The following is a 229-nucleotide window of genomic DNA, read 5'->3' on the forward strand; positions in this document are numbered from 1 at the left end:
GGCATCACTTCGAAACCGTCCATGTATGCTTCCACCGCTTTAATCGCGTCGATTTCGGCTACGATTACCTTCGCACCCAGACCTTTGGCGCGCATTGCCACGCCTTTTCCGCACCAGCCATAGCCGACCACAACAACGGTTTTGCCCGCTACCACGAGGTTTGTTGTACGGTTGATCCCATCCCACACGGATTGGCCCGTTCCGTAACGGTTATCAAAGAGGTATTTGC

At 54.1% G+C, this 229-nt stretch carries 1 protein-coding gene; it reads right to left on the reverse strand.

Features of this window, described 5'->3' with window-relative positions:
- Positions 1 to 229, reverse strand: a 229-nt coding sequence (locus tag MXD62_RS09805; RefSeq protein ID WP_285224016.1) for an NAD(P)-dependent oxidoreductase, incomplete at both ends; no start/stop codon positions are given.

It is taken from the genome of Frankia sp. Mgl5, assembly GCF_023242985.1.
Taxonomy (GTDB): Bacteria; Actinomycetota; Actinomycetes; order Frankiales; family Frankiaceae; genus Parafrankia; species Parafrankia soli.